The following is a 23,024-nucleotide window of genomic DNA, read 5'->3' on the forward strand; positions in this document are numbered from 1 at the left end:
CGGCCACACTAGTGCCGGCCGCCGACACGCTTTTTGGCTACTTCTTCGTCCCCGCCGACCGATACGGTGGGTCCGTGAGCACGGCAGCGGAACTCCCTGGGCGGATCAGTGGATTCGTCCAGTGGGTGGTGCGTACCCCGTGGCCCGTGTTCTTACTGAGCGTCATCCAGGCCGACATCATCGGCGCGCTGTTCGTGTTCGGCTTCCTGCGCTACGGGTTGCCGTCCGAGGACCGCATCGAGCTACAGGATCTGCCGGGGGTCAATCTGGCGATCTTCGGGCTGGCGCTGGTGGTGCTGTTCGGCATCGGATCGTCGATAAGCGTGCGGCTGCTGCTGCCGGTGTTCCGCTGGCAGCGCCGCGACGGCATGTTCGCCGACACCGACCCTGCCACCACGGAACTGGCCCGTAGCCGCGCGCTGCGGATGCCGTTCTATCGCGTGCTGATCAGCATGGGCTACTGGTCCGTGGGCGGCACAGTCTTCATCATCGCCAGCTGGCGGGAAACCAGCCACCTGGCGCCGGTGGCGGCCGTGGCCGTCGCCCTGGGCGCGGCCGCCACCGCGATCATCGGCTACCTGCAGTCCGAGCGGGTCCTGCGCCCGGTGGCCGTGGCCGCGCTGCGCGGCGGGCTGCCGGAAAGCATCAAGGCGCCCGGCGTAATCCTGCGGCAGCTGCTGACCTGGGCGCTGTCCACGGGTGTACCGCTGTTGGCCATCGTGCTGGCCGTGGTAGCCGACAAGGCATCGTTCCTGCACGCGCCGCCGGAGAGGCTGTTCAACCCGATCCTGTTGATGGCGCTAATCGCCTTGGTGATCGGGCTGATCAGCACCCTGTTGGTGGCCATGTCGATCGCCGACCCGCTGCGCCAGCTGCGCTGGGCGCTCGGCGAGGTGCAGCACGGAAACTACAACGCGCACATGCAGATTTACGACGCCAGCGAGCTGGGCCTGTTGCAGGCCGGATTCAACGACATGGTGCGCGACCTGGCCGAGCGGCAGCGGCTGCGCGACCTGTTCGGTCGCTACGTGGGTGAAGACGTGGCGCGGCGCGCCCTGGAGCGTGGCACCGAGCTGGGCGGGCAGGAACGCGACGTCGCGGTGCTGTTCGTCGACATGGTGGGCTCCACCCAGCTGGCGGCGACCCGCCCGCCCGCCGAGGTCGTCAGCCTGCTCAACGAGTTCTTCCGGGTAGTGGTCGACACCGTCGGACGGCACGGCGGATTCGTCAACAAGTTCCAGGGCGACGCCGCGCTGGCGATCTTCGGCGCGCCGATCGAGCACCCGGACGCCTCCGGCGGCGCATTGGCGGCCGCGCGCGAGTTGCACGACGCCCTGCTGCCGGTGCTGGGTTCGCTGGAGTTCGGCATCGGGGTGTCGGCCGGGCGGGCTATCGCCGGCCACATCGGCGCGCAGGCCCGTTTCGAATACACCGTGATCGGCGACCCGGTCAACGAGGCCGCTCGGCTGACCGAGCTGGCCAAGCTGGAAGAGGGACACGTGCTCGCGTCGGCGATCGCGGTCAGCGGGGCGCTGGACGCCGAAGCGCTGTGCTGGGATGTCGGCGAAGTGGTCTCGCTGCGCGGCCGCACCGCGCCCACCCAGCTGGCAAGGCCACTGAATCTGGCTGCGCAGGAAGAGGTTTCCAGCGAGGCCAGCGAAATCAGCTAGCCGCGCTTCTTGGCCGGCGCCCGGCGGGTGCTCTTCTTCGCGGTCCGTTTGACCGGGCCGCGGGCCCGCCGGTCGGCCAGCAGCTCGGCGGCGCGTTCGTCGCTGATCGACAACACGTCGTCGCCCTTGCGCAGGCTGGCGTTGGTTTCCCCGTCGGTGACATACGGCCCGAACCGGCCGTCCTTGATCACCATCGGCTTGCCCGACGCCGGATCTGTGCCCAGCTCGCGCAGCGGCGGCGCCGAAGCGGCTTGCCGGCCACGGCGTTTGGGCTCGGCGTAGATCTTCAGCGCCTCGTCGAGCGTGATGTCGAAAATCTGGTCCTCGGTGGCCAGCGATCGAGAATCCTTGCCGCGCTTGAGGTATGGGCCGTAACGGCCGTTCTGCGCGGTGATCTCCTCGCCGGACTCGGGGTCGACACCGACCACCCGCGGCAGCGACAGCAGTTTCAGCGCGTCGTCGAGCGTGACGGTCTGCAGGTCCATGCTGCGCAACAGCGACGCGGTCCGCGGCTTGGGCCCGGTCGGTTTCTTGCCCTTCTTGGCCCCCGCGGCGGCGTCGCCGTCGTCCGGCGGCTCCGGCAGCACCTCGGTGACATACGGGCCGTAACGGCCGTCCTTGGCGACGATTTCGTGCCCGGTCTCCGGATCGACACCCAGCGACCGGCCCTCCTGCGGGGTGGCGAAAAGCTGTTCGGCCACCTCGAGCGTGAGCTCGTCGGGAGTCAGCGAATCGTTGAGGTTGGCCCGCTGCGGTTTCGGCTCGCCGTCGTCGCCGGTCACCATGCGTTCCAGGTAGGGCCCGTTCTTGCCCACCCGGACATAGATGGGCCGGCCCTCGGCGTCGTCGAACACCTTGATGGAGTTGACTTCTCGGGCGTCGATGCCTTCGAGGTTGACCCCGACCAGCTTCTTGAGGCCGCCGGAGCGGGCCACCGAGTCGGGCACGCCGTGGTCGCCGCCGAAGTAGAAGTGGTTGAGCCAGGTGGTGCGCTGCTCGTTGCCCGACGCGATCGCGTCGAGCTCGTCTTCCATCGCGGCGGTGAAACCGTAGTCGACCAGCCGGCCGAAATGCCGCTCCAGCAAGCCGATTACCGCGAACGCCACCCAGGACGGCACCAGCGCGCTGCCCTTCTTGTAGACGTAGCCGCGGTCCTGGATGGTCTTGATGATCGACGAGTACGTCGACGGCCGCCCGATGCCCAGTTCTTCGAGCGCCTTGACCAGCGACGCCTCGGTATAGCGGGGCGGCGGGTTGGTGGAGTGCCCGTCGGGGGTGAGCTCGGTGGCGTCGACCCGCTGACCCTCGCTCAGGTGCGGCAGCCGCCGCTCGGCGTCGTCGGCCTCACCGCCGGCGAGCTCGTCGACGGTCTCCACGTAGGCCTTGAGGAAGCCCGGGAAGGTCAGCGTGCGACCGCTGGCGGAGAACACCACCTGCCGCCCGTCGGAGTCGCCGTTGATGCGCAGGCTCAGCGTGGTGCCGCGGGCGTCGGCCATCTGCGAGGCCACGGTGCGCTGCCAGATCAGCTCGTAGAGCCGGAAGTCATCGCCGTCGAGCTCGCGGCGCACCGCGTCGGGAGTGGCGAACGTCTCACCAGCCGGCCGGATGGCTTCGTGCGCTTCCTGCGCGTTCTTCACCTTGCGGGTGTACTGGCGCGGCGACGGCGACACGTACTCCTCGCCGTAGAGCTGGCGGGCCTGCGTGCGGGCGGCGTTGATCGCCGACTCCGACAGGGTCGTCGAGTCGGTCCGCATGTAGGTGATGTAGCCGTTCTCGTAGAGCCGCTGGGCGATGCTCATCGTGCGCTCCGAGGAGAACCGCAGCTTGCGGCCTGCCTCCTGCTGCAGCGTGGAGGTCATGAACGGCGGATAGGGCTTGCGGGTGTAGGGCTTTTCCTCGACCGACGCCACGGTCAGCTGCGCTCCGCGCAGCCCGGTGGCCAGCTCGGTCGCCCGAGCCTCGTCGAGCACCACGACTTCGTCGGGCTTGCGAAGGACCCCGAGCGAGTCGAAGTCCCGCCCGGTGGCCACCCGCAGCCCGTCGACGCTGGTCAGGCGGGCGGTGAAGGTGGGCGGGGAAGCCTTGGGGTCCGAGACGCTGGCGTCGAGTTCGGCGACCACGTCCCAGTAGGTGGCGCTGCGGAACGCCATCCGGTCGCGTTCACGCTGCACGATGATCCGGGTGGCCACCGACTGCACCCGGCCCGCCGACAGCTTGGGCGCCACCTTCTTCCACAGCACCGGGCTGACCTCGTAGCCGTACAGCCGGTCCAGGATGCGGCGGGTCTCCTGCGCGTCGACCAGGTCGATGTCCAGGTCGCGGGGGTGCTCGGCGGCGGCGCGGATGGCCGGCTCGGTGATCTCGTGGAACACCATCCGCTTGACCGGAATCTTGGGTTTGAGGGTCTCCAGCAGGTGCCAGGCGATGGCCTCGCCCTCGCGGTCACCGTCGGTGGCCAGGTAGAGCTCGTCGGCGTCTTTGAGCAGGCCTTTGAGCTCGCTGACGGTGCTCTTCTTGTCGGGGCTGATGATGTAGAGCGGTTCGAAGTCGGCGTCGACGTTGACCCCCAGCCGCGCCCACGGCTCCGACTTGTATTTGGCGGGCACGTCGGCGGCGTTGCGGGGCAGGTCGCGGATGTGGCCCCGCGAGGACTCGACTACATAGTTGGACCCCAGGTAGCCGGCTAATTTGCGCGCCTTGGTGGGCGACTCGACGATAACGAGTCGTCGCGCGCTTCCATTGCCGCGGTTACCGCGGTCTTCACCAGCCAACTGTGCTTACGCTCACTTTCCATTTCCGGCCGCATCGCGTGCCGGTGCCCCCCTGTGGACAACTGACAATGTGACACCCGGGAACGGGGCGACGCAAACCGACCCCCCGGTAATTGCCCTTCCAATGACCGCTAAACGTGCGGCCAGTTCGCTTTCGCCTCGACGGCGTCCGGTGGCTCTCCCACATTTTCTACCAGGCGCGATAGCCGGCGCCGGCCGCTGATCCGCAATGCCGGCCGGGCGCCGCGGGTACCGATCAGGGTGGGCGCGATCCCGACCCGCATCATCGCCGACGCCAGCGGGGAATGGGTGTCCGGCGCGTGCGGGTCCAGCCCGAGCAGGTAGCGGTCGGCCTCCGGTGCCCCGGCGGCCAGCGTCCAGGCCCGCAGTTCGCGCGGCCCGGGCAGCCACAGCGGAGGCACCGTCTTGACCGCGCCGCGGGTCCAGTCGGCTGCGATCGCCCGCAGCCGGGCGTCCACCGCGGTCCGGACCAGCGGAGTGTCCTCGTCGGTGCGAGTGATCTCCGACACCAGGCCGGCGTCTTCGATCATCTCGGCCAGCGCCTCGGCCCGCCAAAGCTCCTCCACCACCACCGACAGCCGGGCTCCGCCGCCGACAATCACGATCTGCCCGGCGGCGGCCAGCATCCCGGTGAGGTCGGTGACCGCGGGCGGCACCGACTCGGCGGAAAAGAAGGAGAGCTGGCTCACGTCACCGACAGTAAGCCGCCGCACACGAAAACCCCCCGGCGGAACCCGGTAGGGCGCCGCGCGGGGGGTTTCGCCAGAAGTTGCTCAGATGGAGCGGACGCCGGTGGCCTGGGGCCCCTTGGGGCTTTGGCCGACCTCGAACTCCACTCGCTGGTTCTCCTCAAGGGTGCGGAATCCCGATCCCTGGATTTCCGTGTAGTGGACAAACACGTCGGCCGAACCGTCCTCGGGGGCGATGAAACCAAACCCCTTCTCCGCGTTGAACCACTTCACAGTTCCCTGTGGCATTTCTCGATCTTTCCTTTACTACTGGGTGCGGTGCACCGCCTTTCGGTGCCCCGGGCCTGCTGTGACCGCCATACCTCGCGGAGTCGCCGGAACTTCACCCGAGCTGAAACTCGCAGGAACCGCGGCCGCAACGTTGATCCTGCGAAAGTTTGACACGAACACAGAAGCTGCGACCGCACATCAGTCAATCATGTTCATCGCGTCGACGACAGCCTGCGGTGATCAATTCAGTGAACAATTGCATTACGAGGTGGATATGGAGGGGTGCCAGGTGACGTTCGGCAGCGAGCTGCTTGCCGTTGCGGTCGCCGGCAGCGGGCCGGGTGAGCAGCCCCTGCGCCACGTCGCCGAACTGCCGCCTCGTGAGAGCCGGACCCGCCCGTGGCCCGCGTGGGCCGAGTCCGACGTGGTCGGCGCGTTCACCGAGCGCGGCATCGGCGCACCGTGGTCGCATCAGGTCGACGCCGCCGAGCTCGCCCACGCCGGACGCCACGTGGTGATCAGCACCGGCACTGCGTCGGGCAAATCGCTGGCCTACCAACTTCCGATCCTGTGCGCGCTGGCGACCGATCCGCGGGCCCGGGCGCTGTACCTGTCGCCCACCAAGGCGCTGGGCCACGACCAACTGCGCGCCGCCCATGCGCTGACCGCGGCAACACCGCGGCTGGCCGACGTGGCGCCGAGCGCCTACGACGGCGACAGTCCGGCCGAGGTACGCCGTTTTGCGCGGGAACGGTCCCGGTGGTTGTTCTCCAACCCGGACATGATCCATTTGTCGATGCTGCGCAACCACGCCCGCTGGGCGGTGTTCCTGCGCTACCTCCGCTATCTGGTTGTCGACGAATGCCATTACTACCGTGGCGTTTTCGGCTCCAATGTGGCGATGGTGCTGCGCCGCTTGTTGCGCCTGTGCGCGCGTTATTCCGGGTCGCCGACGGTGATCTTCGCCAGTGCGACGACGGCCTCGCCCGGCGCGACGGCCGCCGAGCTGATCGGTGCGCCGGTGACCGAAATCACCGAGGACGGCTCGCCGCAGGGCGGGCGCACGGTGGCGTTGTGGGAACCGCCCCTGCGCGACGACCTGACCGGCGAAAACGGCGCCCCGGTGCGGCGCTCCGCCGGCGCCGAGGCGGCGCGGGTGATGGCGGACCTGATCGCCGAGGGCGCACGGACTTTGACGTTCGTGCGGTCGCGCCGCGGCGCGGAGCTGACCGCGCTGGGTGCCCGCGCGCGCCTGGACGACATCGCTCCGGAGCTAAGCGAGCAGGTGGCGTCATATCGCGCGGGTTATCTGCCCGAGGACCGCAGCGCGCTCGAACACGCCCTGGCCGACGGGCGGTTGCGCGGCCTGGCCACCACCAACGCGCTGGAGTTGGGCATGGACATCGCCGGATTGGATGCGGTGGTGCTGGCCGGCTTTCCCGGCACGGTCACCTCGTTCTGGCAGCAGGCCGGCCGATCGGGGCGGCGCGGCCAGGGCGCGCTGATCGTGCTGATCGCCCGCGACGATCCACTCGACACCTATCTGGTCCATCACCCGGCGGCGTTGTTGGACAAGCCGATCGAGCGGGTGGTGATCGACCCGGCCAACCCGTACATTCTGGGGCCGCAATTACTGTGCGCGGCAACCGAATTGCCGCTCGACGAGGCCGAGGTCCGGGAGCTGGGGGCCGAGCAGGTCGCGGACTCGCTGGTGGACGACGGGCTGCTGCGACGCCGGTCCGGCAAGTACTACCCCGCGCCGGGCCTGGATCCGCATCCTGCCGTGGACATCCGCGGGCCGACGGGTGGGCAGATCGTGATCGTCGAAACCGAGACCGGGCGGTTGCTGGGGACGGCCGGCGTCGGCCAGGCACCGGCCTCGGTGCACCCCGGGGCGGTGTACCTGCACCAAGGCGAGAGCTACGTCGTCGACTCGCTGGACTTCGACGAGGGGATGGCGTTCGTCCACGCCGAGGATCCTGGATATGCCACGTTTGCGCGAGAACTCACCGACATTGCGGTCACCGGCCCCGGTGAGCGAGTGGTGTTCGGTGCGGTGACGCTGGGCCTGGTACCGGTCACGGTCACCAGCAGGGTCGTCGGCTACCTGCGCCGGCGGCTGTCCGGCGAGGTGATCGACTTCATCGAGCTGGACATGCCGACGCAAACGTTGGCCACCACCGCTGTGATGTACACCATCACCCCGGAAGCCCTGGAGCGCAACGGGATCGACGCGCCGCAAATACCGGGATCGCTGCACGCCGCCGAGCATGCCGCGATCGGCCTGCTCCCGCTGGTGGCCAGTTGCGACCGCGGCGACATCGGCGGGCTGTCCACCGCGGTGGGCCCGGAGCGCGACGGACTACCCAGCGTGTTCGTCTACGACGGCTACCCGGGCGGGGCCGGCTTCGCCGAACGCGGCTTCCGACAGGTCCGCACGTGGCTGGGGGCCACGGCCGCGGCCATCGAGTCGTGCGAATGCACGTTTGGATGCCCGTCGTGCGTGCAGTCGCCGAAATGCGGCAGCGGTAATCAACCGCTGGACAAGGCGGGCGCTGTGCGCGTGTTGCGCCTGGTACTCGCGGAACTCGCATGACGACCGACCCCTCGACGGTCGACATGGCGGCACGATAAACGGCCGGACAACGCGAGCCGTTCTCAATCCCGGTGGGGCGCAGCAGCAAAATACCCGGCGAAAGGCGTCGTATGCAACTCGCGTGCCAACGTGTCGTCGTCGCATACGAATTGACACAAGTCAAACCGTGCCCGATCCGACGGCGCGGCAAACGAGCTAATACCCACAGGTCCCGTCGGTAAAATCTCGGTCATGGCCCACGACTGGCTGCTGGTCGAAACGCTGGGCGACGAACCGGCCGTGGTGGCGCTTGGGCGTCAGCTCAGGAATCTGGTACCCATCACCGCGTTTCTGCGACGAAATCCACACCTTGCCGCGATCCGCACCGCGATTGCGGAATCGGCGCAGACTAGCGCTTTCGCGCTGCGGCGATACCATCGGCCCATGTCGGACTTGCCGCCCGGCCGCTATTCGCAGATCCTCGTCGGTCACGTGTGGCCGTCCGGCTCGAATCTGGCGATCGTCGCCAACGCCTCGGCCGACTGCGGCAACGTCGCGGCGGCCTACCAGGATCTGCGAGACCGGCTGTGCCAGGCCCGCTTTGGGCCACTCGCCGACCAGGTCGGCGTGACCGCCGACGACGTGCACGATGCGTTCCGGCGCGGCGAGGACCATGCCCACAGCATCGCGGAGAAAAACGAGATCAAAAGGGCGGCTTTCGATTCCGCGCACGCCGCGGTGCGCGAGCTGCGCGCGGAACTCACCAGTATCGCCGCGGACGGTGACAGCCGGATCAGGCACATCGAGGGCGGTAAAGATTCCTCGGCGGCCAAGCTCGACGAGCTCGTCGACGTGGTGCTGGACTGTCAGAGCCGGGCCAGTGCCAAGGCCGCGATGTACGGTCAGGACATCCTCGACGCGGTCCAAAAGGTGCTCGACGCCGAGGGTATCGACCAATCCGCTCGCCTGTTCGCCGCGGCGCGCGGGATCGACGCCGTTTTCACGCCGCCGACCGGTGATCAGGTGGCCGCACTCTTGCACCGGCCGGCATGACGCCCGAGTTGCGCGCCTCGCCTGCGGGTTACGCCGCAGCGGCCGCGGCGAATACGCCCCCGCCACCCATACCCCCGACCGCCGTCCCCGACCCCGGCTCGATCGTCGACAACCTGCTGGCAACGTTGGGCACCGCGGCCAATCTCGGTGTCCCGTCCGACTTCGCCGACGCACTGGCCGGCCAGGAGGAGCGCGACCTCAAAGCCACCGACGCCGCCGCCAAATTCCCCGCCAGTGAAGGCGATTCGGCCGCCCAGCTGGCAGCGGTCCCACAGCTGGCGTCCGGCATCGCCGGCGCAATTGCCGGGGCGCTCGGCGGCGCACTGCAGCCGCTGAGCCAAGCCCCGCAACAGGCCGCCCAGGCCGGCCAGCAGGCCATGCAAATGGGCATGAGCGGCCTGCAGGGCAACGCCGCTGCGGACAGCGAAATAGCACCCGACGAAACGTTCGACGATATGGACGAATTACCCAGCTGCGATAGCGGTTTCGGCGGCGGATTCGACGCCACAGTGCCAACGGCGGTGCTCGGACCGCCGCCGGCCCCGTCCGCCAGTACGGTCCCCGCGCCGTCGCAGACCGTGCCGGTGGCGCCCCTGCCGCCCGAGCCCTCGACCGCGAGGAGCGGAACAGGCGCCGTGCCGATGATGCCCCCGGCCACCTTGCCCGGTGCACGCGGTGTACCCGGCGAGCTGAAACCCGACACCAAACGCGTCGTCGTTCCCACCGTGCGCAACGGCGATCCCGTGCACGGGCGCATCGCCACACCGCTGCCCGAGGTGACAAAACGAGTGGCGGCCAGGACGATCACCAGCAGCACCGAGCACTAGCACCGGCGGCGTGGTCATACTGGGCGCATGGCGGTCATCGTCCGAAGGCTGTTCGGTATCGGCAAGCTGCCCGCCGACGTGCGTGCAGAGGTCGAAGCCGAAGGACTGATCTATCTCGCCGACTATGTCGCGATCACCCGGCGATTCAGCGGCGCCATCCCGGGTCTGCGGTCGGCCCACAGCGTCGCCAGCTACGTCGGCTCCCTGGTGCTGACCTCGCAGCGGGTGCTGGCCACCCTGTCGTCGCTGCCGAAGCTGGCCGGTCCCACCGTCGACGTCCGCTGGGACGCGCCGCAGACCGGGCCGGCGACCGCGGAACTCTCGCCGACGGGTCTGCAGGTCGAGCTGGACGTCGGGCGGGTGGATCCGGCGTTCAACGGGCAGCTGTCGCTACACTACAAGGCCGTAATCCCCGGCGATGTGCTGACCGGTTTGCCCCGCCGATCATTGGCTTTCGAGATGCCGCCGGAGTACGTGTTCCGCGCGGTCGGCGTCACCTACCGGCCGTAGCGCAGGTCCGGCCACGGCGGGCGGCGCAGCACCGCCAGGCTGGCGATCACCGCCGACAGCAGACCGGTGGTCACGCCGATCAGTCCGATCAGGTTGGCGTCGACGGCCGCTACCCAGGACGCCCTGTCCCCGCGGACGACGAACACCCCCAGCGGTGTGGCGGTGGAACCGCGGACCTTGGCCACCGGGATGACCGTGGCGCCATCGGCGGTGCGGTACGGCTCGCCGAAGACACGCCGGCCCGCACCATCGACCGGTAACTGATCGAGCGACTCAGGAAACTTCATCATGGGACTCCTCTCCCGACGCCGAGCAGACACAGAATCGCACTGTTCGGGCGCTGATCGTGCGAGTCTGCGTCTGCTCATCGGTAGGCAGGTTTCTACGATGGCCCCTGTGAATGATCACGCATTCAGCCCGCTCGAGCGGCAAACCGTCTATCGCGTGATCTGCGAGCGGCGTGACATGCGCCGATTCGTGCCGGACAGCACCATTGCCGACGACGTGCTGGCACGGCTGCTGCAGGCCGCTCATGCCGCGCCCAGTGTCGGGCTGATGCAGCCATGGCGGTTCATCCGCATCACCGACGATGCGCTACGGCGAGGGATCCACGCCCTGGTCGACGAGGAGCGGCTGCTCACCGCTCACGCGCTCGGCCGGCGCGAACAGGAATTTCTGGCGCTGAAGGTCGAGGGCATCCTGGACTGCGCCGAACTGCTGGTGGTGGCTCTGTGCGACGGGCGAGACGCCCACGTCTTCGGGCGGCGCACCCTGCCGCACATGGATCTGGCGTCGGTGTCGTGTGCAATCCAAAACCTTTGGCTGGCAGCACGATCCGAAGGATTGGGGATGGGCTGGGTGTCGCTGTTCGATCCTCAGCGGCTGGCGGCGCTGCTGTCCATGCCGGCCGACGCCGAACCGGTGGCCATACTGTGCCTCGGCCCGGTACCCGATTTTCCCGACCGGCCGGCGCTGGAATTGGACGGCTGGGCGTTTGCCCGGCCGTTGGCCGAGTTCGTGTCCGAGAACAGCTGGGGAGGTGGCGGCGATCAGCGACAGTGACCACACAGCCGACAACGTATTGGTCGTGCATTGGCACGACCTTGGTCGGTATCTGGGCGCCTACGGCCACACCGATGTCTCGAGTCCCCGGCTGGACCGGCTGGCCGACGAGGGCATCCTGTTCACCAGGGCACACGCCACCGCGCCGCTGTGCTCGCCGTCGCGCGGATCGCTGTTCACCGGCCGCTACCCGCAAAGCAACGGGCTGGTCGGCCTGGCCCATCACGGCTGGGAGTACCGCTCCGGCGTGCGCACCCTGCCGGACATTCTCTCCGAAGCCGGTTGGCACTCGGCGCTTTTCGGCATGCAGCACGAGACGTCGTATCCGTCTCGGCTGGGTTTCGACGAGTTCGATGTGTCGAACTCCTACTGCGAGTACGTGGTAGAGCGGACCGAGCAATGGCTGCGTGATCGTGCAGGGAGCCGACCGTTCTTCTTGACGGCCGGGTTCTTCGAAACTCACCGGCCCTACCCGCGCGACCGCTACGAACCGGCCGACGCGAGCGCCGTCGCGCTCCCCGACTATCTGCCCGACACCGGCGAAGTCCGCCAGGACATGGCCGACTTCTACGGCTCCATCAAAACCGCGGACGCCGCGGTCGGTCGGATCCTGGACACGCTGGCCGCCACCGGCCTCGACGCCAACACCTGGGTGGTGTTCTTCACCGACCACGGCCCGGCGTTCCCCCGCGCGAAGTCCACGCTCTATGACGCCGGTACCGGCATCGCCATGATCATCCGTCCCCCCACCCGAATGCGGCTGGCGCCAAGGGTTTACGACGAGATGTTCAGCGGAGTGGACCTGGTGCCCACGCTGCTGGGCCTACTCGGCGTCGACGAGCCGGACGACATCGAAGGCATCTCTCATGCCCGGGCGCTGCTGACGCCCGACGACACCACCCCGGTCCGCGAACACGTCTACACCGCCAAGACCTATCACGACTCCTTCGATCCGATACGCGCAATTCGCACAAAGGAATACAGCTACATCGAGAACTACGCGCACCGCCCGCTGCTGGATCTGCCGTGGGACATCGAGGAAAGCCCGTCCGGGCATGCGGTGGCACCGCTGGTCACCGCGCCGCGGCCGGGACGCGAGCTCTACGACCTACGCAAAGACCCCACCGAGACCAACAACCTTTTGGGCAGCGACGACACCGGCCACGCCGATGCGATCGCCGCCGATCTGGCTGTGCTACTGCATGAGTGGCGTCAGCAGACCGGCGACGTCATCCCGTCCGACTTCGCCGGCAGCCGAATTGCGGCCCGCTACACCGAAACCTACCTTCGCATCCATGCCAAGGTGCCGACCAGTCGGTCGGCGATCGCCGCCGAGCGTGGTATCGAAGACGAGGTCAAGAAGTAGGACTTGCGCGCAGTGGGATTTTTTCTGGTCGTTGGCGGCTGCCCGTCTGCAGCAGCGCGGGCGAACGGCGGCACGGCCGCCGGCTGGTCGTACCCGGTGAGTTGCCGGTCGAACACTCGATAGGCTCACGGGAATGTCCACAGTCCCGACGTCGTATCTGGTGCTCGCCTCGCAGCGCAGTGGAAGCACGCTGCTGGTGGAATCGCTGCGCGCGACCGGATGTGCCGGCGAGCCGCAAGAGTTCTTCCAATACCTGCCCAGCACCGGCATGGCCCCGCAGCCGCGGGAGTGGTTCGCCGGAGTCGAGGATCCCACGATTCTGCGGCTGCTCGATCCGTTGGAACCCGGGACACCGGATACCGCGTCGGCGGTGGCCTGGCGCGAGCACATCCGAAGCTCGGGCCGCACACCCAACGGTGTGTGGGGCGGCAAGCTGATGTGGAACCAGACGTCGCTGCTGCAGGAGCGGGCGGCGGGGCTGCCCGACCGCACCGGTGAGGGCCTGCGCGCGGCGATCCGCGACGTCATCGGCAGCGACCCGGTTTTCGTGCACGTGTACCGGCCGGACGTGGTCTCGCAGGCGGTGTCGTTTTGGCGGGCGGTGCAGACCCGGGTGTGGCGGGGTCGGCCGGACCCGGAACGGGATTCGCGGGCAGTCTACCACGCCGGCGCGATCGCCCACATCGTCACGATCCTGAAAGAACAGGAGAACGGCTGGCGCAACTGGTTCGCCGAGGAGCAGATTGACCCGATCGACGTCGCCTACCCGGTGCTGTGGCGCAACTTGACCTCGATCGTGGCCTCAGTGCTCGAAGCGCTCGGGCTCGATCCGCGGCTGGCGCCCGCGCCGGTACTGGAACGCCAGGCCGACCAGCGCTCTGACGAGTGGGTGGATCGCTACCGCGCCGAGGCGGAGGAACTGGGCCTGCCGCAGTAGCCGCCGCGCGTTACTTGCTGCCCACCTGAGCCACCACGAACACCCGTCGGAACGGGAAGAACGTGACCCCGTCGGGCCGGGTCGGATACGCGTCGGCGAGCAGCGGGATCAGGTCGGCGCGGAACCGCTCCCAGTCGGCGTCGCTGAGCCGCTCGCGCACGGGCAGCAACGCGGTGCCGCTGATCCAGTCCAGCACCGGGTGCTCGCCGCGCAGCCGATGCAAATAGGTGGTTTCCCAGGCGTCGACACTGCAGCCGGCGTCCATCAGCAGCTCGGCGTAATAGGCCGGCGGGTGGACCACTGCGCCGACTCGAAACGGCACGTCCCGCAACGCCTTTGCGTATGGTTCGCGGCGCGCCAGTGCACGCACCGCGCCGTGCGACGGAGTCTCGAAGTTGCCTGGCATCTGGGCGGCGATCCATGACCCGGCGGCCAGCTGCCCCGCCCAGCGGACCATCAGTTCCGGATGTTCGGGCACCCACTGTAGGACGGCGTTGCTGAGTACCACGTCGGTGTCGCGCTGCGGCGTCCAGTTGCGCAGATCGGTGACGGAGGCGTCGACGCCCCGCTCCCGGGCCGCGGCGACCATCTCCGGCGAGTTGTCCAGCGCCTCGATCACCGCGTCCGGCCAGCGCCGGGCCAGCTGCAGCGTCAGGTTGCCCGGCCCGCAGCCCAGGTCGACGACACGGCGCGGGCGTTCGGCGCCCACCCACGACAGCAGGTCATAGAAGGGGCGGGCGCGCTGGTCCGCAAAGGCCAGATAGACGTCCGGATCCCACATGCGCGTCCTCCCGATCAACGGCCCGTGTGCCGACTGATATGACAAACGTAGACGAGTCGAGGTGGAGATGACTGACGAGGACGAAGCAGCGAGCGTCCGGCAGCTCTGGTCCGCGCTGGGCCTGCCGGGCGTGATCGACGTTCACACCCATTTCATGCCGAAATCGGTGATGGACAAGGTGTGGAACTACTTCGACTCTTCCGGTCCGCTGGTCGGCCGACACTGGCCGATTACCTACCGGGCCGACGAATCTCGCCGGGTGGAGATGCTCCGGCAATTCGGGGTACGCGGCTTCACCTCGCTGATCTACCCGCACAAGCCGCAGATGGCCGCCTGGCTTAACCAGTGGGCGGTGGAATTCGCCCGGTCCACCCCGGATTGCCTTGCCACCGCGACGTTTTACCCCGAGCCAGACGCCGCTGACTACGTCGAGACCGCGATCCGCGACGGCGTACGGGTCTTCAAAGCTCACATCCAGGTTGGCCGGTACGAGCCGAATGACCCACTGCTCGACCGGGTTTGGGGACTCGTCGAGGACGCCGGGGTGCCGGTTGTCGTTCATTGCGGTTCCGGGCCGGTGCCGGGCGAGTACACCGGACCGGAGCCGATCCGCCGCCTGCTGCGCCGCTATCCGCGGCTTCGGTTGATCGTCGCGCACATGGGAATGCCGGAATACGCCGAGTTTCTCGACATCTGCGAGAGCGCAGCCGACGTGCGACTGGACACCACGATGGCCTTCACCCCGTTCGTCGAGGAACAAATGCCGTTCCCTGTGTCGCAGTTGCCCCGGCTGCGACACCTTCAGGACCGCATCCTGTTCGGCAGCGACTTTCCCAACATTCCCTATCGCTATTCCGATGCGATGCGCTCGCTCACCGAATTGCCCGGTGTCGACGACGACTGGTTGCGCGCCGTGTTCTACCAGAACGCGGCTACGGTTTTCTATCCGCTCGAGTGATCAGCCCGCACGCCGAGCGCGAATGCCCGATCATGCATGAGATCGAAACAGCTGCAGCAGCAACAACTTTTGTGGCCGAGGAGTGACAACTATACGTATTGAACTTCTCACCTCGCCGGGATGCCCGCACGCCGCGGCCGCCGAACAAACGATCATCGACTGCCTGAACGCCCTCGGGGTCGACGTGCCGATAGTCTCACGGAAGCTGCGAAGTGGCCCGTCTCGAAACCGCTTTGCTCCCGTCCAGTCTGAAGGTCGTGGGTGCGGGTGTTGCCGGATCTTGCATTGCGGCGGCTGGTTGAAGGGAGATCACACGTGACGTCGTTCCCGTTGAGCAGGGTGCTCGGTCTGGTGTCGGGTGCCGTTGTTTCGTTGCCGAACTCGGTGCTGGATCGGTTGCCGATCGACCGTCCGGAGATCGATGGCCAGCGACTGTCTCCTCGCCTTCAGTTGGCGACCGATGCCGCACGCCAGCTGATCGCCGTGGTGGACAGGCGCCCCGGCCCACTGACGCGTTACGTGGCGAACGTTGCAACAGCTGCGACTTCGTTCCGGTATCAGCGCGCAGTTCCCTGTCGCGATATCGAGATAGCAGCTCAGGACCGGACGATTTCGGCTCGTCTCTACGAACCATCCGACGTCGCTGAGCCAGCACCGTTGGTCGTGTTCGTCCATGGTGGAGGATTCATCTTCGGCAACCTGGAGTCCCACGACGGACCGTGCGCGTACCTTGCCGCAAATGCCAAGGTGAAGGTGCTGTCTGTCGACTATCGTCTCGCGCCTGAGTCGCCATTCCCAGCTGGCTTCGAGGACGCTCTGGCGGCCTACCGATGGGGCATTCAACACGCCGACGAAATCTCGGTCGACCGTGACCGCGTTGCTGTTGCCGGTGACAGTGCGGGCGGCTCGATAGCGGCCGCCGTGGCATTGCATGTAGGGGACACGTCGGACGCCGCAAAGTTGGCGGTACTCCTCTATCCGTACGTAGATGACGATATCGATCGCTACCCCTCCACCAATCTGTTCACCGCGCCGTTGAGTCGGGCTTCATTGGACAAGGCGCGACGCCAATACACGCCCGATCTCGCAAGCCGATCCGACCCGCGGGCCTTTGTGATGAGATCCGAGGAGCTTTCCGCGATGCCGTGCACTTACATTGCTGTAGCGGGGGTCGATGTGCTGCGCGATCAGGACGAGGCCTTCGGCTCGAGGCTTGGAGATCGAGTCGTTGTCCGTCGTTTCGACAACCTGCCGCATGGATTTCTGAACCTGCTGTTCGATGCTGAGGTGCGACGCGCGGTCGACGAGATCGCGACCTATATTGCCGAACACCTGTAGGAGGGCGAATGCGCCCGAGTGGGCATGTGGTGCCGGCCGGCGTCGAAGCCACGGTCGCGGTCCGCCAGTTCACTGGCTTGTCGGGATAGGACTCGTCGAGCTTGCGAAAGGCGCGCGCGGTCATGGCGGGCGGGTTGCACGACAGCGACAGTGCCGTGTCTCGCCGGGCATGATCTTCTAGGCAAGCTCTGTAGCCAAGGAGAAGAGCCGCATGATCGACAAAATCGCATTAGAAGAGCATGTCTCTACCCCGGCGAACAACGCCGTGTGGGATGCCGACTCCGAAGCGGCTCGTAACGGCGCGGCCTACATGGCGGAGGTGGAGCGACGCCTGGTCGACGTCGACGAGCGCGTCGCCGAGATGGACCAACACGGCATCGACATCACAGTCTTGTCGCTGACCTCCCCGGGCATCCAATCCATCCTTGACCCCGCCGCGGCCGTGGCAGCTGCCCGCGAGAACAACGACTACATCAAAGCCACCTACGTCGACCGCCATCCGGACCGGTTCGCCTGGTTCGCGGCGGTTCCGCTGCAGGAGCCTGCCGCCGCTGCCGCCGAACTCGAGCGTGCGGTGGGCGATCTCGGCGCTGTCGGCGCGCTCGTCAACGGCTACACCGATCTGCCCGGCGGCGACGCCCGCTATCTCGACGAGCGGGAGAACCTGCCGTTTTGGGAGAAGGTGGCCGAACTGGGCGTGCCGATTTACCTGCATCCGCGCGAGCCATTGTCAAGCCAGCAACGCATCTACCAGGGCTACGAGTCCCTGGTCGGCTCGGCCTGGGGCTTCGCCCACGAGACCGCCACCCACGCAATCCGCCTGATGCTCAGCGGCCTGTTCGACCGGTTCTCCGGCGTCCAGGTCATCCTCGGCCACCTTGGCGAGGGACTGCCGCTGATGCTGCCGCGTCTCGAGCACCGGCTGCGCAAGCAGCGCGACGGCGTCGGCCTCGGCGACGCCAAACGCGCTGTCGGTGAATACTTCCGCGAGAATTTCTACGTCACTACCAGCGGACATTTCCACACCAAGGGCCTGCTCAACGCCATCAGCGAACTCGGATCCGACCGACTCCTGTTCTCGGTCGACTACCCCTACGAGTCCATGGCCGAGGCGGCCGACTGGTTCGACAACGCCCTGCTAGCGGAAGCGGATCGGCGCAAGCTCGGGCGTGGCAACGCCGCGCGGCTGTTGAAACTCCCCGCTCAGTAGCCCGTCGCTTACTGATACGTATCGCGTAGCGACCCGAGGCCCAAACCGGCGCCGTGCATCTCGCGCATTGTCACTTCCATGCCTTGGGCCGCTGGCGCGGTTTTGGTGGCTAGACCGCCGCGTGCCGCGGCCGTGACTGTTGCCCGACACTGCTGGGCCAGCGCAACTGCCCGAGCAGACCGTCGGGCAGAGCGGAGTGCCCGTCGAGCCTGTCGGTGGACGTCGGGTCCAAAGCCACCAGCGCCGGCCGATGGTTGCCGGATTGCGGCGTCAACCCGGAGATCGGTGCGCCGCCTGCGGGATGGGCATTGGTGCGGAACGCGCACCCGACCGCCAGCGTCCGGTCGCCCGCCGTGCCGGACGTTTCCAGCGCGGTCCACGTTTCGCGCGCCGGATACGACCTGATCACCGCGAGGGTGTCGAGCAGCGTCTCGTCCGCCTTGACGCGGTACGCCGCGACGTAATCACCGCTTGCTTCCTTGACGCCGCGCCAGGTTTCCCGGGCGGGCCGCGCGAACAGCGTCGGGACGTCGTCGGGTTCCACCGGGCTTGCGGCCCAGCCGATCTCGCGGAGGTGGTCGGCGAGCCGGCGCACCGCAACCTCCGCGGTCTTGTGCAACGGAATGCCCGACGAACGGGCTCGCAACGCCGCAAGGTTGTCGGCGGCCGACAGGGTCAGCCCTATCCACGTATCCCGTTGCGGCACACCGTTATCGCCGCCGCTTTCTCGGCTGGTGACACGGACCGCGTCGGCGCGGATGCCGTAACGGTCCAGGTATCGCGCGATCAGCGGCAGCGGCAGCAAATCCGGCTCGCCCGGGGGCGGATCGACGATGCGCAGCAACGCGGTGGTACGCACGTCGACGCCGGTTCGGGTGACCGGGGCGCGCATGTGGTTGCGGCGCAGCATCGCCAGCCGACGGCGCAGCATCGTGGTGAAAAACAGTCCGTGCCACCAGGCCAGCAGTACCACTACCGCGGCGACCGCGATGCCCAGCGCCCAGCGCTCACGCGGGGTATGCCACGGATAGGCCACGGCTGCGGCCACCACGGCCAGCAACACCAGGCTGATCCGACCGGTCAGTGACTGCCTCACGAGGTGAGCTCCTTTCGACGGCGCGCCGCGATTGCGGCCGCGCCCACGACGGCCAGTGCGAACGCCGCGGTTCCGATTCCCGCGACGATCAGCGGGGTGTAGTTCTTTGGTGCAGGCTCCGGCGGTGCGGCGATCGGCTTCGCCTGCGGCGCATCAGATTTGCTGCCGGCGGGTAGTTGCCACGTCAAAGCCGCGACCGCGTCCACGCTCCCGGCGCCGACCACATTGGACGGCGCACGGGCACCGTTGTGCGCGGTTGCGGTGAGACGGTGCATCACCTGCTCGGCGGTCAACTCGGGATACTTGCTGCGCACCAGGGCCGCCACCCCGGCCACGTACCCGGCGGCATAACTGGTGCCGCTCAACGTCATCAATTGCTGACGCTGGTTGGGCAGGCCGTTGGCCAGGCCGCCGTCGTCGCGGTTGCTCACCGACACGATGTTTTCGCCCGGCGCCGCGATACCGACCCACGGGCCCGCCATGGTGAATTTGGACGGCTGGCCGTCCGGCGCCAGCGAGCCCACCGAGAGCACATAGGGCTGCCACCACGACGGGATCGACACCGAGGTGACGCCCGCCCAGTTGCGCGGATCGTCGGGACGGCTCAAGTCGGTAAGCGGGTTGGATTCGCACGCGGTGCCGCCGGTCATCGAGCCGGTCGGGCCGCTGTTGCCCGCGGCCGCAACGATCACCGCGTCCTTGTCGACGGCTGCGTACCGGATCGCCGCACCGAGCGCCCCCTGGTCGACGCTGCGGTCGGCGGGCAGGCAGGTGACCGCCGAGATGTCGATGACCCGGGCGCCGAGGTCGGCGGCGTGCACGATGGCCCGGCCCAACGCCGTGACGTCGAAGGTTACTTGCGCCAGTGTGGGATCGCCGCCCGGCATGCGGGGCGAGAACTTCGCCGACGCGGTGCGCAACGACAGCAGCCGCGCTCCGGGTGCAACCCCGGCGAAGCCGTCGTCGCCGGGCTGGCCGGCGATGATCCCGGCAACCAGGGTGCCGTGCCCGTCGCAGTCGGTGAGGCCGTCGCTGGATTCCAGATAGTCGCCGCCGGGTTCGACGGCGGGCAGCCGCGGCCCCGGCCGGATCCCGGTGTCGAGGACCGCCACCAACTGACCGTCGCCGCGCGAAATCCGCCACGCCGCAGGCAGATCCATCATCTTTTGGTTGGGCGTCGCAGCGCCGGGATCGGTGCCGGGGATGACGCCGGAGATGCTGCATTCGCCGCGTTGTTCCATCGGCTGCACCGGCCCCGGCGCGCCATTGGGCGGCTGGGCGCCGGGGTCGACCACCGGCGGGCTGATCGCTGTAGCCGGCGGGCAGCACCACACCGCCGCAACCAGAACTGCGGCGGCACAAGCGAATCCGGCACGGATCATCGATTGAGTACCCAGGTGAATATCCCGACCAGGTAGGCCATGACGGGGATCAGCGACGCGTCGATGCCCGACGCGACGAAGCCCACCACCCGGCGCAGCGGCAGCGAATAGCTCTCCGGCTCCGCGATCGGCGGGTTCAGTGCGACGACCACCCACGCCAGCACGAGCGTGGCCAGGACCAGCACCGCGCACAGCGCGGGGATGTAGCGTGCCGTCGCCGTGTAGAGCACGAGCAGCACGACGGTCAGCAGATACGGTTGCGCCAGCAGCCACGCCTTGCAGGCCGCCGAGTCCCACACCCGGGCTCGCAGCGCAGCCGCAGCCGCGGTCGCCGCCACCACGTACCAGCCCCACACCGCCAGTGTCTCCGGCCGCAGCGCGATGGCCACCGATCCGAGCACACTGAGCAACACCGCGCCTGCGATGAAGCCGGTCTGGTGCGCGTCGCTGATGCGAACCCTGCGCGGCAGATCCTCGAGCACCCGCATCGACGGTGCCGACGGGGTGGGATCGCCCGGCGCCGGGATGACCGGCAGCGGGAACCGCGCCCACAGCGCGGACAGTTGGGCGGCCTCGACGGTGACAAACAATGCCACCACGATCAGCAGGCAGCCCAGCGTGAGCATCGGCAGCTGCCACAGCGACGCAGCGCCAGCGGCCACCAATACACCGACCCCGAGAACTGTTGTGGCGGTGAAGAATCCGATGGCGTGCTCGCGGTCCCGACGGGGCAGGATGATGCTGATCAGCGACCACGCCGCAACCCCCGCGGCCGCCAGCATCACCTGCGCCGGCCCGAACTCACCCGGCACCGCCAATGTCAGCGCGGCCGCGATCGGCACCAGCGCCGCTGCGGACAGGGCCGTACCGGCCCGCGGCGAGCGCGCCGCCAGTCCGGCGATTGCGGTGAGCACCGCGATCACGCCGACCGCGATCAGACCGGCCGGCCCGCCGGTGACCGCGCGGTGAGCGACCGCCAAACCGGTTGCGGCGAGCACCAGTCCGGTGATTGCGGCCAGCGCGCCACGCTGAATGTGCGCGATGCCCCACGGCTTCAACCGCGAGGCGGAGAAGATCACCGCAGCATCGGCGATGTCCTCGACGATGCCCGGCGCGGCCGGTCCGGGCGGCACCGGTTGGAGCGCGAGCAGGTCACCGTCCACGACGCCGACGGTGTCCAGGCTGGCGTCCAGGCTGAACGGAGCGCCGCCGATCGGAGCGAGGCTGAGCCGCGCAGGTGTGGCCGCGTCGGCGGCAGGCTCACCGTCGGCGGTGTCGGCCTCACCGTCCAGGCCGGTGGGAACCACCAAACGTTGGACCGCGGGCAGGATTTCGCGCAGCGGAAGCTCGGCGGGCAGGGCCATCTCGGTCAGCCGGCTGTCGGCGAGGATGGCGACCCGGACGATCGGCATCACGGCGCTGGACATCAGCGGGTCCTCAGGATTTGGTGGGACATGGATTCTCTTTCTCTTTCGTGTTACGACGACTGCGCACTGAAGTCTCTGGACAACCGCTTGCCCGGGAACCATTGACCGTCGGGCAATGTCGCGGTCAGTTGTTCGACCGCTATGGCGATCCCGAACGGTGTGCCGGGGCGAAACGTCGAGATCCATTCACCGTCGAAGGCGCGCGACGGACTGACCAGAACGCGCCCCGCCGTGGTGTCGACAATGCTCATCCCGACTTCGCTGGTGGCGTGCTGGCCGTCGTGGCGGCAGCCGGCGACGATCTCGACGTAGCTGCGCGGACCGGTGAATACCGACTCCACCACGGGCCGCGCCGACTCCGGGATGCCCAGGTATTCGAGGACTTCGGCCAGTGGCGTGCCGTTACGCAGCCGCTCGTCCGCCCTCGCGCCCACCCGGGCAGGCATGCTGAACTCGTCGAACCGGGCCGGCGGGCGGTGCGCCAGCCCGACTCCGAGCACGGGCACCAGCGCCCGTGCGTCGTCGATTTCCATCGACGTGAACGTCACCAGCTGCGCATTGCGCAGCGCGACAACAGTTTTGTCGCCGCGCCGCGCAACGATGCCGCGCAGCATCTCCCCGGGCCCGGAGTCGTTGGCGGGTCCCACGTAGCGCAGGTCCAACCACCGCTCCGGGAAACACACCACCCGGATCCAGTCGGCCACCGCCGGGTTGACCGCGCCGTCGGCAGACAGCAGACCCATCTGGGCGAGCTCGCTTGTCTGCCGCTCGGCGAATGCGCCGCGTTCGCCGGCGTCGGTGTAGGGCGTGGTGATCGCCAAAACCCACGGGAATGTGCCCGCGCCAACGGTTTCGGCAATGAACCACGCCTGCTCGACGGTCAGCTCGACGGCGTTAGGCTGGTTGCCCATCTAACCTTCGACTCCGATTAGCCGCCCCATTTGGCGGCTTCGGCTTGGTCGCGGGCCAGCATCGAGGTGGTGTTGGTCTCGTGTGTGCCGGCCATCGCGTGATAGGCCCGCACCAGATCGGCCATCGCCTGATTCCACTGCGCCTGCCACGCCTGATAGCTCATCCCGGT

General features: G+C 68.1%; 20 protein-coding genes and 1 pseudogene. 11 read left to right on the forward strand and 10 right to left on the reverse strand.

Translation table 11 applies throughout. From position 1 onward, the window contains the following. Window positions 1-11 precede the first annotated feature (11 nt). Window positions 12-1,670 carry an adenylate/guanylate cyclase domain-containing protein gene (locus AWC14_RS14345; RefSeq protein ID WP_235216029.1) on the forward strand — a complete coding sequence of 553 codons (1,659 nt, stop codon included), beginning with the start codon at window positions 12-14 and terminating at the stop codon, window positions 1,668-1,670. Here AWC14_RS14345 and topA read toward each other — a convergent pair. The 3 genes from topA to AWC14_RS14360 form a co-directional block, all read right to left on the reverse strand. Next, a complete protein-coding gene (topA, locus tag AWC14_RS14350; protein WP_045384234.1) occupies window positions 1,667-4,441 on the reverse strand; it encodes a type I DNA topoisomerase in 2,775 nt (924 codons plus the stop codon). The two genes, AWC14_RS14345 and topA, sit on opposite strands and share 4 nt — an antisense overlap. A 131-nt stretch (window positions 4,442-4,572) precedes the next feature. Continuing rightward, on the reverse strand, window positions 4,573-5,151 hold the full coding sequence (locus AWC14_RS14355; RefSeq protein ID WP_045384236.1) for a hypothetical protein: 579 nt from the start codon (window positions 5,149-5,151) through the stop codon (window positions 4,573-4,575). Between the two features lie 84 nt (window positions 5,152-5,235). Beyond that, the gene (locus tag AWC14_RS14360) at window positions 5,236-5,439 is read right to left on the reverse strand and encodes a cold-shock protein (protein WP_003925183.1); all 204 of its coding nucleotides are present in this window, start codon (window positions 5,437-5,439) and stop codon (window positions 5,236-5,238) included. 256 nt (window positions 5,440-5,695) lie between these two features. On the opposite strand from AWC14_RS14360, the gene AWC14_RS14365 reads away from it, so the two are divergent. The 4 genes and pseudogenes from AWC14_RS14365 (at window position 5,696) to AWC14_RS14380 (ending at window position 10,386) form a co-directional block, all read left to right on the forward strand. Then, a complete protein-coding gene (locus AWC14_RS14365) occupies window positions 5,696-8,017 on the forward strand; it encodes a DEAD/DEAH box helicase (RefSeq protein ID WP_045384272.1) in 2,322 nt (773 codons plus the stop codon). Window positions 8,018-8,248: 231 nt separating this feature from the next. Continuing rightward, window positions 8,249-8,407, forward strand: a pseudogene (locus AWC14_RS28730) (GAF domain-containing protein); the annotation flags it as partial. A 638-nt stretch (window positions 8,408-9,045) separates the two neighbouring features. Then, entirely contained in the window at window positions 9,046-9,876 is an 831-nt protein-coding gene (locus AWC14_RS14375; protein ID WP_045384187.1) for a hypothetical protein, read from the forward strand. Between the two features lie 27 nt (window positions 9,877-9,903). Continuing rightward, window positions 9,904-10,386 (forward strand): mitochondrial porin family protein, encoded by a 483-nt coding sequence (locus tag AWC14_RS14380; protein WP_045384186.1) that lies wholly within the window; start codon window positions 9,904-9,906, stop codon window positions 10,384-10,386. On the opposite strand, the gene AWC14_RS14385 is transcribed toward AWC14_RS14380, so the two are convergent. Beyond that, window positions 10,374-10,673 (reverse strand): hypothetical protein, encoded by a 300-nt coding sequence (locus tag AWC14_RS14385; protein WP_045384211.1) that lies wholly within the window; start codon window positions 10,671-10,673, stop codon window positions 10,374-10,376. The two genes, AWC14_RS14380 and AWC14_RS14385, sit on opposite strands and share 13 nt — an antisense overlap. Window positions 10,674-10,773: 100 nt before the next feature. Here AWC14_RS14385 and bluB point away from each other — a divergent pair, with 100 nt between their 5' ends. The 3 genes from bluB (at window position 10,774) to stf0 (ending at window position 13,751) form a co-directional block, all read left to right on the forward strand. Further along, window positions 10,774-11,448, forward strand: coding sequence for a 5,6-dimethylbenzimidazole synthase (gene bluB, locus AWC14_RS14390; protein ID WP_045384184.1), 675 nt, complete (start codon window positions 10,774-10,776; stop codon window positions 11,446-11,448). Beyond that, window positions 11,435-12,814 (forward strand): sulfatase family protein, encoded by a 1,380-nt coding sequence (locus tag AWC14_RS14395; protein WP_045384209.1) that lies wholly within the window; start codon window positions 11,435-11,437, stop codon window positions 12,812-12,814. Before bluB ends, AWC14_RS14395 begins: the two co-directional genes overlap by 14 nt. 133 nt (window positions 12,815-12,947) lie before the next feature. Further along, a complete protein-coding gene (stf0, locus tag AWC14_RS14400; RefSeq protein WP_045384183.1) occupies window positions 12,948-13,751 on the forward strand; it encodes a trehalose 2-sulfotransferase in 804 nt (267 codons plus the stop codon). A gap of 10 nt (window positions 13,752-13,761) precedes the next feature. Here the strand turns inward: stf0 and AWC14_RS14405 are convergent, their stop codons facing one another. Next, entirely contained in the window at window positions 13,762-14,532 is a 771-nt protein-coding gene (locus AWC14_RS14405) for a trans-aconitate 2-methyltransferase (protein ID WP_045384182.1), read from the reverse strand. A 67-nt stretch (window positions 14,533-14,599) separates the two neighbouring features. Here AWC14_RS14405 and AWC14_RS14410 point away from each other — a divergent pair, with 67 nt between their 5' ends. The 3 genes from AWC14_RS14410 (at window position 14,600) to AWC14_RS14420 (ending at window position 18,038) form a co-directional block, all read left to right on the forward strand. Beyond that, window positions 14,600-15,490 (forward strand): amidohydrolase family protein, encoded by an 891-nt coding sequence (locus AWC14_RS14410; protein WP_045384208.1) that lies wholly within the window; start codon window positions 14,600-14,602, stop codon window positions 15,488-15,490. A 315-nt stretch (window positions 15,491-15,805) separates the two neighbouring features. Then, window positions 15,806-16,828, forward strand: a complete 1,023-nt coding sequence (locus AWC14_RS14415) for an alpha/beta hydrolase (RefSeq protein ID WP_158089910.1) — start codon at window positions 15,806-15,808, stop codon at window positions 16,826-16,828. A 211-nt stretch (window positions 16,829-17,039) separates the two neighbouring features. Next, window positions 17,040-18,038 carry an amidohydrolase family protein gene (locus AWC14_RS14420; RefSeq protein ID WP_045384180.1) on the forward strand — a complete coding sequence of 333 codons (999 nt, stop codon included), beginning with the start codon at window positions 17,040-17,042 and terminating at the stop codon, window positions 18,036-18,038. 109 nt (window positions 18,039-18,147) lie between these two features. Here the strand turns inward: AWC14_RS14420 and eccE are convergent, their stop codons facing one another. The 5 genes from eccE to AWC14_RS14445 form a co-directional block, all read right to left on the reverse strand. Further along, complete coding sequence (gene eccE / locus AWC14_RS14425) at window positions 18,148-19,134, reverse strand: type VII secretion protein EccE (protein ID WP_045384178.1); 987 nt, start codon at window positions 19,132-19,134, stop codon at window positions 18,148-18,150. After that, complete coding sequence (gene mycP, locus AWC14_RS14430) at window positions 19,131-20,516, reverse strand: type VII secretion-associated serine protease mycosin (RefSeq protein WP_045384177.1); 1,386 nt, start codon at window positions 20,514-20,516, stop codon at window positions 19,131-19,133. The genes eccE and mycP overlap by 4 nt, the downstream gene beginning before the upstream one ends. Further along, window positions 20,513-21,943 carry a type VII secretion integral membrane protein EccD gene (eccD, locus tag AWC14_RS14435; RefSeq protein ID WP_142281700.1) on the reverse strand — a complete coding sequence of 477 codons (1,431 nt, stop codon included), beginning with the start codon at window positions 21,941-21,943 and terminating at the stop codon, window positions 20,513-20,515. The genes mycP and eccD overlap by 4 nt, the downstream gene beginning before the upstream one ends. A 50-nt stretch (window positions 21,944-21,993) precedes the next feature. After that, entirely contained in the window at window positions 21,994-22,854 is an 861-nt protein-coding gene (locus AWC14_RS14440; RefSeq protein WP_045384175.1) for an ESX secretion-associated protein EspG, read from the reverse strand. A 17-nt stretch (window positions 22,855-22,871) separates the two neighbouring features. Beyond that, a partial coding sequence (locus AWC14_RS14445) for a WXG100 family type VII secretion target (protein WP_428838971.1) occupies window positions 22,872-23,024 on the reverse strand: 153 nt, incomplete at its 5' end.

Origin of the sequence: Mycobacterium kyorinense, from assembly GCF_002101735.1 — a bacterium.
Classification (GTDB): domain Bacteria; phylum Actinomycetota; class Actinomycetes; order Mycobacteriales; family Mycobacteriaceae; genus Mycobacterium; species Mycobacterium kyorinense.

Coding starts and splice junctions, on each gene's coding strand:
- AWC14_RS14380 (WP_045384186.1), top strand. CDS start 9,904: ATGGCGGTCATCGTCCGAAGGCTGTTCGGTATCGGCAAGCTGCCCGCC.
- AWC14_RS14410 (WP_045384208.1), top strand. CDS start 14,600: ATGACTGACGAGGACGAAGCAGCGAGCGTCCGGCAGCTCTGGTCCGCG.
- AWC14_RS14420 (WP_045384180.1), top strand. CDS start 17,040: ATGATCGACAAAATCGCATTAGAAGAGCATGTCTCTACCCCGGCGAAC.
- eccD (WP_142281700.1), bottom strand. CDS start 21,943: ATGTCCAGCGCCGTGATGCCGATCGTCCGGGTCGCCATCCTCGCCGAC.
- AWC14_RS14385 (WP_045384211.1), bottom strand. CDS start 10,673: ATGAAGTTTCCTGAGTCGCTCGATCAGTTACCGGTCGATGGTGCGGGC.
- AWC14_RS14405 (WP_045384182.1), bottom strand. CDS start 14,532: ATGTGGGATCCGGACGTCTATCTGGCCTTTGCGGACCAGCGCGCCCGC.
- AWC14_RS14440 (WP_045384175.1), bottom strand. CDS start 22,854: ATGGGCAACCAGCCTAACGCCGTCGAGCTGACCGTCGAGCAGGCGTGG.
- stf0 (WP_045384183.1), top strand. CDS start 12,948: ATGTCCACAGTCCCGACGTCGTATCTGGTGCTCGCCTCGCAGCGCAGT.
- AWC14_RS14360 (WP_003925183.1), bottom strand. CDS start 5,439: ATGCCACAGGGAACTGTGAAGTGGTTCAACGCGGAGAAGGGGTTTGGT.
- mycP (WP_045384177.1), bottom strand. CDS start 20,516: ATGATCCGTGCCGGATTCGCTTGTGCCGCCGCAGTTCTGGTTGCGGCG.
- bluB (WP_045384184.1), top strand. CDS start 10,774: ATGGCCCCTGTGAATGATCACGCATTCAGCCCGCTCGAGCGGCAAACC.
- AWC14_RS14365 (WP_045384272.1), top strand. CDS start 5,696: ATGGAGGGGTGCCAGGTGACGTTCGGCAGCGAGCTGCTTGCCGTTGCG.
- AWC14_RS14375 (WP_045384187.1), top strand. CDS start 9,046: ATGACGCCCGAGTTGCGCGCCTCGCCTGCGGGTTACGCCGCAGCGGCC.